This window comes from Paenibacillus sabinae T27, assembly GCF_000612505.1.
GTDB classification, from domain to species: Bacteria; Bacillota; Bacilli; order Paenibacillales; family Paenibacillaceae; genus Paenibacillus_AQ; species Paenibacillus_AQ sabinae.
In genome coordinates this window covers 5,142,638-5,154,771 of sequence record NZ_CP004078.1, presented here as the reverse complement: position 1 = coordinate 5,154,771, position 12,134 = coordinate 5,142,638, and the positions used below count along the sequence as shown (strand labels likewise).

Genomic DNA, 12,134 nt, shown 5'->3' with positions numbered 1-12,134 from the left:
GACTATGGAAACAAATCGGCAGGAGGCGCCGAAAGGGGCTGGGCAGGGCAGAGCCTCGGCACTTCTGGAAGTGCTAAAGGTTTCAACCAGGCTTGGATTCACCTCATTCGGGGGCCCGATCGCCCATCTGGGCTACTTTCATCATGAGTACATCCGCCGCCGCAAATGGATGGATGAGCGCAGCTACGCCGATCTTGTCGCGCTGTGCCAGTTCCTCCCCGGTCCCGCCAGCAGCCAGGTCGGAATCGGCATCGGCGTAGTAAGAGCGGGGCTGCTGGGAGGTCTCGTCGCGTGGCTGGGCTTCACTCTGCCGTCAGTCATTGCGTTAGTAGCGTTTGCCTTCTTGCTTCAAGGTTACGATATCGCGGGCGCCGGGTGGATTCACGGGCTGAAGATCGTAGCGGTCGCAATTGTTGCCCAAGCCATTCTCGGGATGGGGCAGAAGCTTACGCCCGACCGGGGGAGAGTGACCATCGCCGCCGCTGCCGCGGCGGTGGCGCTATCCTGGCATACCGCCTACAGCCAAGTGCTGATCATTGCTGCTGCGGGGACTGCCGGCTTGTGGCTGTATCGCAAGAATGCCGCGCCGGGAGGGGCGGACCTTCAGATTGGGATCAGCCGAACCGTTGCCGTCTGCTGTCTGGCTTTATTTTCCTTCCTGCTTGTAGCGCTCCCGCTTCTCAGAACGCCGGGGAGAATGGACTGGCTCGCGATGTTTGACAGCTTTTACCGTTCCGGTTCACTGGTGTTCGGCGGAGGTCATGTTGTGCTCCCGCTGCTGGAACGGGAGGTCGTTCCGGCCGGATGGGTCAGCCCGGAAGATTTCCTGGCAGGTTACGGGGCAGCTCAGGCGGTGCCGGGTCCGCTGTTTACCTTTGCGGCTTATCTTGGGGCTATGGCCGGAGGGATTACTGGTGCGGCGGTCGCCACGCTCGGCATATTCCTGCCCGCCTTTCTTCTCATTATCGGCGCTCTCCCGTTCTGGAACGGGATCCGAAAGAGTCCGAATATCCAGGGAGCATTGACGGGAATCAACGCGGCTGTGGTCGGCATTTTGCTGGCGGCTCTGTACGATCCGCTGTGGACTACCGCTATCCTGGAACCGATGGATTTTGCCCTGGCGGTCATTTTGTTTATTATGCTTGTCTTTTGGAGGCTTCCGCCCTGGACGGTTGTACTGACCGGCGCTGCTGGTGGCCTGCTGCTGGGATTGATGTAACACCCGTTTTTATTTCCTCTCCTTGTGCATACTAGAGGTTGAAATTGGTACCCAGCGAGAGGAGAGTGGAATTTTTGAAAAGGCTCGTATATTTGAGTATTCTTTGTGTTCTCCTGATAATTCCGGCACAAACTGTAGGGGCAACGGAATGTGCTCCCCAAGCCGGGCCAGTGAACCCGTCGCTGCTGGATTCGCTTCGTCAAGGCGGATATATTCTGTATGTCAGGCATGGCGAAGCAACCGCAGGAGAAGACCAGCCCAATCTTGAACTAGGGGATTGTTCCACGCAGAGAAATCTTTCAGGAGAAGGCCGAAGACAAGCTGAAGCTTTTGGAGAGGCGATTCGCAGACTGCACATCCCTGTTCAATCTCCGGTTCTGGCAGGACCGTTATGCCGTACAAGGGAAACGGCGGAACTGGCTTTTGGCGAAGAAAATGTGCAAATCGACCCATTTTGGATCAGAATTTACCGCTTAAGCGGTGACGTCACCCCTTCCGAGCGGGAAGCGGCATTGGCTGCCCTGACTTCGATACTCGAGAAAACGCCGCCCTTAGGCACGAACCAAGTCATCGTTGCTCACAGTTTCCCTAAAGGGGTCGGGCTGGACGAGATCCCCAACCTGGGCACCGTTGTAGTGAAACCGAAAGGGCAGGGCCGCGGCTACGAAGTTGCAGGCCGGATCTCGTTAGCCGAGCTGCTAAGTGCGCGATGAGAAAGTCAAACATACAAACCTGAGAAATCTTAAAGTAATCGCTTTCCTGATAAGGTATAATGAGAGCGGATTTAGCTTGTTATATCTTAGGTACAAGGTGGGTGACTGTGTTGAAAATTCAATTAAACGAGCAGCTTTCCATTTCCAAACTGGTCATTGGATGCATGAGAATGAATGACTGGAATTTAAGTGCCGAGCAGGTAGTCGAGTTTATCGAGTGGTGTATTGAACGGGGAATTACCACGTTTGACCATGCCGATATTTACGGCGGCGATCATCGAAACGAAGGGCTGTTCGGAGAAGCCCTTCAGCTGAAGCCGTCGCTGCGGGAGCAGATTGAAATCGTGACCAAATGCGCAATCAGTGTGCCGAATGCCCGGAACCCGCATATCAAGACTCGTTATTTCAACACGGATAAAGAATATATTCTGACGCAGGTTAACGACTCTCTGGACAAGCTTCAATGCGGTTATATTGACATTCTGCTCATCCACATGTTTGATCTGCTGATCGATCCGCGCGAGCTTAATGAAACGCTGCTTCAGCTTCAGAGCGAGGGGAAGGTCAAGTATTTCGGCTTGTCCAACCACAGTCCGCTTGAATTTGACACATTGCAAAAATATTCGGACGTTCCGTTTGTCACCAATCAGTTTATGCTGCATCCGCTGGGCATCCAGAATTACCAGAACGGGGCCATGACCCATTGCCTGAAAGAAGGAATATCCCCGATGATTTGGTCGCCTCTGGCGGGTGGACGAATCTTTAAACCGACTAATGCGTTTGAGGAGAAGATGCATAACGTTCTCGAAACGATTCGGCAGGAGCTTGGGCTGGAGCATCTCGACGAGGTCGTCTACAAATGGATCTTCAAGCACTCGTCCAATCCGGTCATTGTCCTGGGCACCGGAAACAAGGAGCGGATTGAGCGGGCCATAAGATCGGCAGAAGGCCCTGAGCTGACCAAAGAGCAGTGGTACAAAGTCCTTGTGGAAGCAGGGTATACGCTGTGGTAAATGCCGGGTAATCGTTATAGAAGGGCTGCTCCCGTGGTAGAACACTCTGCCGGGGAGCGGCCCTTTTTTGAAATACAAGAATTTATAGGTTTCACGCTTATAACCAACCTTGAATTTCTACGAGAAACGCACTTGCGTCTTGAAAGACGCCGTCAGGCGTTTCTTCTTGGGTGGGATTCAGGTAGGTGGGATTTACGTAGGTGGATGGGGCCGCCCGAATGGAAGCGGGTGATCCTTCTTTAATTTAGGGGGGGAAGTAAATAATGCAGAAAACCTGAAATTCTGCATCTTTTGATCGCCTGAGAATAGCTATGTATAACATGCCTACGGAAATACAGGTTTTTCTCCGATCCGCCTCAAATTCAGTCAGAACAGTCTCAAATCCCTGTATAATTGCAGGTTATGTTTGAGAAAAAACGATTTTGATCGAAAAAAGCTGCACTTTAGCTGTTTTGCAATAATGCTGAACTAAAATCATAACCAACCAGACCTGTCCCTTGATGTTAGAGCGATTGCCCTAATTCCTAACTTGGTTTGATGGAGGAATTGCCCAATAGAAAAGCAAAAGCCAGCAAGTCTCCAATAACCGGAAGACTTGTTGGCTTCTTAACTTTTTTATAATAGCAGAATTTATAAGTTTCACGCTTATAAAAGACCTTGTATTTTTACGAGAAACGGTTCCGTCCTTAAAAGGACGGCGAAGCCGTTTCTTCTTGCGTTGCACCCTTCATTCAGATGCTCCCTATTTTACGAATAGCGGCAATGATCAACAGCAGAATGGGGATGACCACATACAGCGGGAAAAAGATATAGGGTATGGATATATTCCAGCCGATATAGATATGTTGGGTATACGTTGACGCAATGATAAAGGACAGGGCCAGAATAATCGTGCCCCATGGTACAAGCAGTGTGTGGTAAGATTCCAGTCTGAACAGCTGCGCGGTTCCGAGCACGGTACCGTACATAAAGGCCCCCAGCTTGAAGAATCCGCCCAGAACCATCATCAGGATTGCGAACGCATCCAGATTCATAATAAAATCCCCCAGATCAACCATTCCTATCGCGGTATATAGCGGGAATTCCGTTTCTTTCAGAACGAGCGGTCCGAATACGAAAGTTAATCCCATCATATTTAATGACAAAATAATGCCGGACGCGACAATCCCGGCCATCCCGACTTTTCGGAAACGGTTGCGGGAATTCAGGTTTTTGGCAAACATCATGAACAGCAGCGTTTGGCCGAACGGAAACACAAGAAGAAAGGGAAATACCGCGTTCCAGATCGGCCGCCCATTTTTCTCAAAGACGGGTTCTATATTCTCAAAATGTTGGATTTCAGAAGTGAAGATGAGAATCCACCCGGTCACAAGGGCGATGAAGGCCACCGGAAACAGGATCTCCCCCAAGCGTCCGAGCACTTCAATCCCGCCTCGCAGACAATAGACGACGCCGAGCATGAATCCGGCCATAATGACCAGTATTGGGGTTTCCCTCAAGATCGTCTGCACAATAAGCTCCCCGAAGTCCCGAAGCACCCGTGAAGACTCGTAAGCAAAATTCAAGATATAAATCAGCGACAGCGGATAGCCGATCCATTTTCCGACGACCTCCGGAATGATTTGGACGAGCGTCCGGTTCGGATAATATTCGCAAAGCTTGGCGTATACCCGCATTAATACAAGTCCCCCGAGCATCGCGGCCAGGATAGCCAGCCACTCGTCCTGCTTGGCCCGCATGCCCAGTCCAAACAGTACCGTAGTCCCGATTTCAAACAGAATAATCATGGAGAACAGCTGCCACCCGCTGATTTTTTCCTGTGCCATGTCCTGTCCTTTCCCGTGAAAAATAATAAACCCAGTATTTGCAGTTCAGAGGAAAATAAACCTTGCAAGAAACGGTTATTTTAACGGCAAGTAGGAAAACTATGCAAAGTATGCTTGGAAAATGGAGGGGCAAATCATGCTGGACCGGGGAAAGATCAGTGCCAAGCAGGCCGGTTTTCTGATGTTTACATTTCTGATGGGAAGCTCAGCAGTAATCATTCCGTCCAGTGCGGCTTCCTTTGCCAAACAGGACGGTTGGCTGACCATTGTTATTGCCACCCTGATTGGGATAGCGGTTGTTCTTCTATTTACGAAGCTGGGCCTTCTGTTTCCGGAGCGCAGCATTGTTGAGTACAGCGAAATCATACTGGGAAAATGGATTGGAAAAGCTGTCGGCCTGCTGTATGTGCTGTACCCGTGTTACACGGGGGCGCTCGTCACTGGTGTCTTTCGCGATTATGTCATATCCGTCGCGCTGCCGGAGGCACCCGCCATTATCGTAAGCGGGTCCTTGCTGGCCGTAATCGCCTATGCCGTCCGGGGAGGAATTGAACCGCTTGGCCGGGTCAATGAGCTGATTTTGCCCTTTCGCGAACTGATCGTGATGATTATCGTTCTGATGCTGGTCACGGATTACAAATGGAATTATTTGCTGCCTTTTCTGGGGCAGGGAATACCTCCGGTTATTAAGGGCTCGGCCTCGGTGGCTTCGCTTCCATTTGGCGAGACGATCGTGTTCGCGATGCTGCTGCCCAATATCAGCAATATCCGGAAGGTCAAGAAATCTTATATCCTGGCGGTTATATTCGGCGGGAGCTTGCTTACGATAAGTGTGCTGATCAGTCTTCTGGTGTTCGGTCCATCCATCGTTGCCAGAATGAATTATCCGACTCATGAACTTATCAAGTACATCGAAAAGCTGGGCTTCCTGACGGACATGGATACTCTGGGCATGATGCTCTGGATTTCATCGGGCTTTACGAAGATCGCAATCCTCTATTATTGCGCCGCAGTCGGGCTGGCCCAGTGGTGCAGGCTTTCGGATTACCGCTGCGTTGTTAATCCCCTGGGCGTTTTGATCTTTATTTTCTCTATTGCCGCCTATGGAAATCTTGTTGAGGATGCTGTATTCGTTACCACGATCTGGCCGTTCTTCTCTCTGCCTTTTGTTATTCTGCTTCCGCTGCTCATGTTGATTGTTGCCAAAATCAGGAAACTGGATGGGGGAAAAGAAGAAGTACATCTTAAGAAAGGGTGAACGGGAAATGGGCCAAGTGACGCCGCCAAATCACGAGCCAGTCAGCGGAAATATTGCACATGATATAGCCCGGATAAAGAAGATTTTTGACCGATCCTCCGACATTATCTTCCGGGAGTTTCAAATAGGCGGCTCCCAAGGCGCGGCCATTGTTTTCCTGGATGGCATGGTGGATACCCTCATCGTGGATACGGATATTATGGAGCCTTTGCTGAGATATGGCGAGCAAATGACGCAGAAATCCGGACTTACACTGACCGGACTTGAGAGCCTGCTCCGGAAACAGGTTATTAGTGCATCGCAGATCAGTACCAGCGGGCAGATTCAAGATGTCGTAGATCATATTCTGCGTGGAGATACGGTGCTGCTGATTGACGGCGTGGACAAGGCTCTCTATATCAGCGCGAGGGGCTGGGGAATGCGGGCGGTTGAGGAGCCGGCTACCGAAGCCGTCATCCGCGGGCCAAGGGAAGGATTTACGGAAGATCTGGTCACCAACATCACTCTAATTCGCCGCAGGTTGAGAACGCCGCAGTTGAAGTTTGAAGGTATCCAGCTGGGGCGATTGTCGAAGACCGATGTCGCCATTACCTATCTGGATGGGATCGCGGATGAGGCGCTCATCGAAGAAGTCCGGAAGAGATTGAACCGGATCGACATCGACGCCATTCTGGAGAGCGGCTATGTGGAGGAGCTGATCGAGGACAGCTCGTTCTCTATCTTTCCCCAGATTAACTACACGGAGCGCCCCGACCGGATTGTGGCCAACCTGCTGGAAGGCAAAGTCGCGGTGCTGATTGACACCACTCCCTTTGCCCTGTTTCTTCCCGTTACCTTCTTTGAAATGATGCAGGCCAGCGAGGATTATTACCAAAGATATGTTGTCTCGACGCTCATTCGGCTGCTCCGTTATATGTTTCTGATCATTGCTCTCCTGCTGCCGTCGCTGTACATCGCTCTGCTGACGTTTCATCAGGAGATGCTGCCGACATCTCTGCTGCTCAGCGCCGCCGCTTCCCGTGAATCGGTTCCCTTTCCGGCCATTGTCGAAGCGCTGCTGATGGAGATTTCATTTGAGGCGCTGCGTGAAGCAGGGGTACGCCTGCCCCGCCCAGTTGGACAAGCGGTCAGCATTGTCGGGGCGCTCGTTATTGGCGAAGCTTCCGTAAGCGCAGGGATTGTATCCGCGCCTATGGTCATTATCGTCTCCATCACGGGGATCGCCTCCTTCATTATTCCGAGCTACTCCCAGGCGATTACCATCCGGCTGCTGCGGTTTCCCATGATGATTCTGGCTGGGACACTTGGGCTGTATGGCGTGCTGCTCGGCTTATTGTTTATTCTGATCCATATGGCGCGCCTGCGTTCGTTCGGCGTTCCTTATCTGTCGCCGCTGGCTCCCTTTCATGCCAGTGATATGAAGGATGTTCTCTTACGCGTACCTTGGTGGGGGATGACCAACCGCTCGACCGAGACCGGCAAGAGCAATCCCCGGCGCATGAAAGGATCACTACGGCCGCGTCCCCCAAGACGCGGCGGGTAGCCGTGCTTAGGAAAGGAGGACGCCTTATGAGAAAGCTGGGGATGCTGCTGCTGATCCTTGCCATGCTGCCGATAAGCGGCTGCTGGGGCCGGGTTGAATTGAACGATTTGTCGATTGTGACTGCCTCCGCCATTGACAAGATGGAGGACGGGAAGTACCTGCTCACGCTGCAGATTGCTGTTCCGAACATGCTCGGACCGGCCAGCGGTTCGGGAAGCGGCGGTTCGGGGAGCGGCGATGGAAAAAAAGCAACCGTGGTCGTGTCGGAAAAAGGGGTGACGATGCTGGATGCTTGCCGCAGGCTGCAGAAGAAGCTTCCCCGCCAATTGTTCTTCTCCCATAGCCGAATTATTATCATCGGGGAGGAGCTGGCGCGGGAGGGGGTTGCGCCCGTGCTTGACTTTTTTGTACGGTACCGGGAATCCCGGCTGCGCAGTTACATTCTGTTCAGCGAAGGAAGAGCGGCCGATATTTTGAAGATCAACGCCAAATGGGAGAAGATTTCGGCCGAGGAAATCAGGGAAGAGGAGAAGCGTCATATCGCAATCAGAATCTACTTAAAAGACTTTTTTAATATGCTCCTTACGGACGGCTGCGAGCCGATCGCTGCTCAGGTGGCGCTAAGACAAAGCGAGGTTGAGAACAAAGACGGGTCTTCCGGAGAGGAGATGCACACGGTCATTACCGGTGCAGCCGTATTCCGCAAAGATAAGCTGGTCGGCTGGCTGGATGATGCGGAGACGCGCGGAGCGCTGTGGCTGCGCAATGAGCTGAAGTCCAGTATTGTCACAGTGGAGATTCCAAAGGATAAGGGAGGGGGGAATATCAGCGCCTTGGCGGTCCGGAAAGCGACGAAGATCAAACCAATTCTCCGGGGCGGCAAGCTCCGAATCCAGGCGGACATCTATATGGAAAACACGGTCTATGAAAATAACTCCCCATTGGATATGAGTGACCCTAAGGTCATTCAATATGTCGAACAGGAATTGGAGCTGGAAACGAAGAGAAGAATACAGTCCACAATCGAGAAGGCGCAAACAACGTTTAATTCCGACATCTTCGGGTTCGGCAACACTGTATACCGGGCTTATCCGAAAGCGTGGAATCGGCAGTATAAAGACAAATGGGATGATGTTTTTCCCGAACTGCAAGTGGATGTCAACGCTCATGCGAAGGTGGTCCACACTGGTCTGACCAATAAGTCGATGATTACCGTGGAAGAGGAGAGAGAATAAGCATGAAGATTATGGCGATTATCCTGCTGTTTGTTATGCTGGCCGGCTGGGATATCCCCCAATTGATCAAAAAGAAACAGCACAAGGATCTGATCGTGTACGCCGTGCTTATTCTAACGGGCTTGATTCTAAGTATATTGTCGGCCTTTCACGTCCATTTGCCCAATCCATCCAAAGGGCTGTCAACGGTTCTGGAGCCGCTCGGTTCGTTATTGAAGGCGGATTGAACCAAGGTTGGCAGCCAATGGATTTCGGGGTGATTCGGTCCTAAGCAAGAAGAACCTTAAGGCCTCAGATTAACGGGGCCTCAAGGTTCTTAAATCCATGATATCGGAGTGGCTATCCGTATTACACTCGAACTTCTTTAACCTCTTCCTGGATACCGATTTTCTTTTTCTGAATGCTTTGTTTGACGTAATAGCAAATATAGCATAAAGCAACGAATGGGATGGTATAGAATAATGCCGCTCTTTGCGCCGGGTCGAACACGATCAATACACAAGACAGGAAGCATAGAATGAATGCCGTAATAGGGACGACCGGATATAGCGGCGTCTTGAATTTTAAATCGTTCACATCATTTCCAGCTTTCAGGTAAGCCCGGCGGAACATAAATTGGGAGGCGGCGATGCCCATCCACACAATGACCACGGCCAGACCCGAAATGGAAACCAGGATAATATAAACTTGTTGAGCGGGAATCACACTGGATATCAGAGACAGCACACCGCCCAAGGCGGTAAGAATCAGAGCGGGCATAGGAACGCCCTTCTTATTTACTTTGCCAAAGACGCCCGAAATCATTTTTTCATTGGATAAGGACCAGAGCATACGGGTAGCGGCATATAGACCCGAATTTGCGCAGGAGAGAATAGCTGTTAGAACAACAAAATTCATAATCGTTCCGGCATAAGGAATTCCTATACTGTTGAAGACCAGAACAAAGGGGCTTTGATCAACTCCGGCTTCCTTCCAGGGGATTAAGGCCGAGATCACCGTAATACTGCCCATGAAAAAGATAATAAGCCGTATGAGGGTGGTATGAATGGTTTTGGGGATGACTTTTTCCGGATTTGCCGTTTCGCCGGAAGCGACACCAATCAGTTCTGTGCCTGAAAAGGCGAAGTTAACCGCGAGCATCGTCAAGAATACCGCGCCGAATCCGTTCGGGAAGAGTCCGTCTTTGACTAAATTAGTGAACAAGGGAGCTTCGCTGGTTCCGGACATCGGAATGATCCCGAACATGGCCAATCCCCCGATAAGGATAAACAAGATAATGGCGATGACTTTAATACTGGAGAACCAAAATTCGGTTTCTGCAAAAAATCGGACGGAAAAGGCATTAAGAGCAAAGAGCAGTACCACAAAGAATGCGCTCCACTCCCATACAGAAATGGACGGGAACCAGCCTTCCATTATTAAACCGGCTGCCGTAAATTCGGAGCCGAGCGCCACGGTCCACGTCAGCCAATACAGCCATGCCATTGTGAACCCCGTACCGGGACCAATGAACTTGGTGGCGTACGTATGAAAGGAGCCGGTCACCGGCATCTTGACCGTGAGTTCGCCCAGACAGAGCATGACGAGATAAACGATGACGGAACCGATCAGGTAAGCGAGAAGTGTACCTACGGGTCCTGCTTGATTAATGGTATAGCCTGAGCTAAGAAAGAGCCCCGTTCCAATTACACCGCCAAGCGAAATCATAAACAAATGCCTGCTTTTCATCGTGCGTTTCAATTGGTTTTCCGTTATATTCTTCGTCTCTGACATTCTATTGCCTCCTCTTTTAGCTTGCCACAAAATACAATACATTTAATATTGTATATTGTATTTTTTAAAAAATATAGCACTTCTCTATTGATTGCACAATATGTTTGTCAGAATATCTAACAAAAAAATCTTTATTTCGTGCTGAAAAATCTGTTGGAGCATGATTATTCCGAAGAAAAATGCTGTAAAACCTAATGCTTTATTAGATTTTGATAGTTGTACGTTATCTTTCGTAACACATATATTCATTCTGTACCTTTTTGAAAAGAGGTTTACAAATCGTTTGTCATGGTGGTAGGATTTAAAAAATACAATATACAATATGCAATACTACTTAATAGATGCCTGGAGGCGACTTGTAATGAACCGAAACATGAATACTCTGTTGACCCGATTGGGAAATCACAATCCCAGATCCCTATCCGTTCCTGAGACGATTCCGCTTACTTTAAGTTCGGTATTTGCCTTTGAGGACGTAGATAGTCTGAATCAGGTTTACGAGGGTGAGGCGGAGGGCTTTATTTATTCGAGGATGACCAATCCCGTTCATGAAGCGCTAAAAGAAGTCATGCGCACCATCGACGGCGGAGAAGACGCGCTTGTGTTCTCTTCGGGAATGGCTGCCATTACCTCAACTCTAATTACACATCTTGAAGCAGGAGACCATGTCCTGGCCTCTCATGCTTTATATGGAGAGACCTATGAGTTCCTCAAATATCAATTGAGCAAATTTCATATTGATGTGACCTTTGTCGATTTTGGAGACGAGAATATTGACCGGTATTTTAATCCAAAGACCCGGCTCGTTTACACGGAGACGATCTCCAACCCGTTAATGAACGTGAATGATCTTCGTAAGCTGGCAGAAGCTGCTCATATTCACGGAGCCAAAATGGTGGTGGACAATACGTTCGCCACGCCTGTCGTCTGTCAGCCTCTGGCCCATGGAGCGGACATTGTGATCTATAGCGCAACCAAATATTTGTGCGGTCATGGAGATGTGACAGGGGGCATCGTCGTCTCCGATCAAGAGACCATTCGGGCCATAGACAAGGTGGGTACGCTTTACGGAGGTTGCATGAGTCCGTTCGATGCCTGGATTCTGATTAGGAGCTTAAAAACATTGGAGTTGCGCATGAAAGAGCATTCCCGCAATGCGCTCAAACTGGCCACTTTTTTTAACAACCATCCTAAAATTAACAAGGTTTTCTATCCGGGGCTGAATTCTTCTCCATGCTACGACCGGGCGAGTTCGCTATTTAACAATCAGTTGTTCGGCGGCATGTTAACCATTGATTTAAAGGGAGCAGAGGACAGCTACCGCACCTTTATCGATCATTTGGTCGGAATTAAATTTGTCCCGAGCCTTGCTGGTGTCAAAACCTCTGTCTGCTCACCGGCTATCACCTCCCACCGGAACTTAAATGACCAAGAACTGGAAGAAGCAGGCATTGCCAAAAGCTTCATTCGAATTTCGACAGGACTTGAGCATATTGATGATTTGATCGCTGAGTTTGACAGTGTCTTAAACCTGATTTAAAGAGGGGAGCATTC

At 50.1% G+C, this 12,134-nt stretch carries 10 protein-coding genes; 8 read left to right on the top strand and 2 right to left on the bottom strand.

The window, feature by feature from the left end; genetic code table 11:
* The first annotated feature begins 4 nt into the window (after positions 1–4).
* The 3 genes from PSAB_RS23780 (at position 5) to PSAB_RS23770 (ending at position 2,945) form a co-directional block, all read left to right on the top strand.
* The gene (locus tag PSAB_RS23780; RefSeq protein WP_025337061.1) at positions 5–1,219 is read left to right on the top strand and encodes a chromate transporter; all 1,215 of its coding nucleotides are present in this window, start codon (positions 5–7) and stop codon (positions 1,217–1,219) included.
* A gap of 74 nt (positions 1,220–1,293) precedes the next feature.
* Positions 1,294–1,932, top strand: coding sequence for a histidine phosphatase family protein (locus PSAB_RS23775; RefSeq protein WP_038596269.1), 639 nt, complete (start codon positions 1,294–1,296; stop codon positions 1,930–1,932).
* A gap of 110 nt (positions 1,933–2,042) precedes the next feature.
* On the top strand, positions 2,043–2,945 hold the full coding sequence (locus PSAB_RS23770; protein WP_051529818.1) for an aldo/keto reductase: 903 nt from the start codon (positions 2,043–2,045) through the stop codon (positions 2,943–2,945).
* A 731-nt stretch (positions 2,946–3,676) separates the two neighbouring features.
* Here the strand turns inward: PSAB_RS23770 and PSAB_RS23765 are convergent.
* Positions 3,677–4,771, bottom strand: coding sequence for a GerAB/ArcD/ProY family transporter (locus PSAB_RS23765; protein WP_025337057.1), 1,095 nt, complete (start codon positions 4,769–4,771; stop codon positions 3,677–3,679).
* Between the two features lie 136 nt (positions 4,772–4,907).
* Between PSAB_RS23765 and PSAB_RS23760 the strand changes: the two genes are divergently transcribed.
* Genes PSAB_RS23760 through PSAB_RS23745 form a run of 4 tightly spaced genes read left to right on the top strand, consistent with a single transcriptional unit; the run spans position 4,908 to position 9,034 of the window.
* Complete coding sequence (locus PSAB_RS23760) at positions 4,908–6,029, top strand: GerAB/ArcD/ProY family transporter (RefSeq protein WP_025337056.1); 1,122 nt, start codon at positions 4,908–4,910, stop codon at positions 6,027–6,029.
* A gap of 7 nt (positions 6,030–6,036) precedes the next feature.
* The gene (locus PSAB_RS23755; protein WP_025337055.1) at positions 6,037–7,572 is read left to right on the top strand and encodes a spore germination protein; all 1,536 of its coding nucleotides are present in this window, start codon (positions 6,037–6,039) and stop codon (positions 7,570–7,572) included.
* Between the two features lie 26 nt (positions 7,573–7,598).
* Entirely contained in the window at positions 7,599–8,807 is a 1,209-nt protein-coding gene (locus tag PSAB_RS23750; protein WP_025337054.1) for a Ger(x)C family spore germination protein, read from the top strand.
* A gap of 2 nt (positions 8,808–8,809) precedes the next feature.
* Positions 8,810–9,034 (top strand): hypothetical protein, encoded by a 225-nt coding sequence (locus PSAB_RS23745; RefSeq protein WP_025337053.1) that lies wholly within the window; start codon positions 8,810–8,812, stop codon positions 9,032–9,034.
* A 121-nt stretch (positions 9,035–9,155) separates the two neighbouring features.
* Here PSAB_RS23745 and PSAB_RS23740 read toward each other — a convergent pair whose 3' ends face one another.
* Positions 9,156–10,580 (bottom strand): amino acid permease, encoded by a 1,425-nt coding sequence (locus PSAB_RS23740; protein WP_025337052.1) that lies wholly within the window; start codon positions 10,578–10,580, stop codon positions 9,156–9,158.
* Between the two features lie 361 nt (positions 10,581–10,941).
* Between PSAB_RS23740 and PSAB_RS23735 the strand changes: the two genes are divergently transcribed.
* The gene (locus tag PSAB_RS23735) at positions 10,942–12,120 is read left to right on the top strand and encodes a trans-sulfuration enzyme family protein (RefSeq protein ID WP_025337051.1); all 1,179 of its coding nucleotides are present in this window, start codon (positions 10,942–10,944) and stop codon (positions 12,118–12,120) included.
* Positions 12,121–12,134 lie beyond the last annotated feature (14 nt).

Coding starts and splice junctions, on each gene's coding strand:
- PSAB_RS23780 (WP_025337061.1), top strand. CDS start 5: ATGGAAACAAATCGGCAGGAGGCGCCGAAAGGGGCTGGGCAGGGCAGA.
- PSAB_RS23765 (WP_025337057.1), bottom strand. CDS start 4,771: ATGGCACAGGAAAAAATCAGCGGGTGGCAGCTGTTCTCCATGATTATT.
- PSAB_RS23760 (WP_025337056.1), top strand. CDS start 4,908: ATGCTGGACCGGGGAAAGATCAGTGCCAAGCAGGCCGGTTTTCTGATG.
- PSAB_RS23755 (WP_025337055.1), top strand. CDS start 6,037: ATGGGCCAAGTGACGCCGCCAAATCACGAGCCAGTCAGCGGAAATATT.
- PSAB_RS23750 (WP_025337054.1), top strand. CDS start 7,599: ATGAGAAAGCTGGGGATGCTGCTGCTGATCCTTGCCATGCTGCCGATA.
- PSAB_RS23745 (WP_025337053.1), top strand. CDS start 8,810: ATGAAGATTATGGCGATTATCCTGCTGTTTGTTATGCTGGCCGGCTGG.
- PSAB_RS23740 (WP_025337052.1), bottom strand. CDS start 10,580: ATGTCAGAGACGAAGAATATAACGGAAAACCAATTGAAACGCACGATG.
- PSAB_RS23735 (WP_025337051.1), top strand. CDS start 10,942: ATGAACCGAAACATGAATACTCTGTTGACCCGATTGGGAAATCACAAT.